At 52.6% G+C, this 768-nt stretch carries 2 rRNA genes; both read left to right on the top strand.

Features of this window, described 5'->3' with window-relative positions:
* A 16S ribosomal RNA gene (locus B5F29_RS16205) occupies window positions 1-405 on the top strand; the annotation flags it as partial.
* Between the two features lie 244 nt (window positions 406-649).
* Window positions 650-767, top strand: a 5S ribosomal RNA gene (rrf, locus tag B5F29_RS16200).
* Window position 768: the final 1 nt, after the last annotated feature.

Here is a 768-nt window from a genome sequence, read left to right as displayed (position 1 = left end):
GGATGGGCACTCTAGGGGGACTGCCAGGGAGAACCTGGAGGAAGGTGGGGATGACGTCAAATCATCATGCCCCTTATGACTTGGGCTACACACGTGCTACAATGGCGTAAACAAAGGGAAGCGAGAGGGTGACCTTAAGCAAATCCCAAAAATAACGTCCCAGTTCGGATTGCAGTCTGCAACTCGACTGCATGAAGCCGGAATCGCTAGTAATCGCGGATCAGAATGCCGCGGTGAATACGTTCCCGGGTCTTGTACACACCGCCCGTCACACCATGGGAGTTGGCAACGCCCGAAGTCAGTGACCCAACCGCAAGGAGGGAGCTGCCGAAGGCGGGGCTGATAACTGGGGTGAAGTCGTAACAAGGTAGCCGTATCGGAAGGTGCGGCTGGATCACCTCCTTTCTAAGGAAAAGAATACTTCTTCCGTCTGGATCAATCCAACTAAAACGGAAGAAGAAGTAGAAGGTAAAAGAAGTACTGTTCAGTTATGAGGGTTTGCATTGAGCACTTAGCGAAGTCAAGCGAGAGCGCAGACTGAGGTTAGTGCGAAAGTACACCTCGACACTTCACGAAGCGGAGCCGGAAGGCGAGGGCTGAGTGTTAGTGACGATGGTGCTACCTCTTGAAAATGAATACCCAAAAGCTTTCTGGTGGTGATGCGTTTAGGGGACACACCCGTACTCATCCCGAACACGATGGTTAAGACCTAAACGGCCGATGGTACTATGCTGGAGACGGCATGGGAGAGCAGGTGGCTGCCAGAAT

This window comes from Lachnoclostridium sp. An196, from assembly GCF_002160135.1.
Classification (GTDB): domain Bacteria; phylum Bacillota; class Clostridia; order Lachnospirales; family Lachnospiraceae; genus Hominiventricola; species Hominiventricola avistercoris.
Note: the sequence above shows the minus strand (reverse complement) of the source record. Positions and strands in the feature narration are given on the sequence as shown.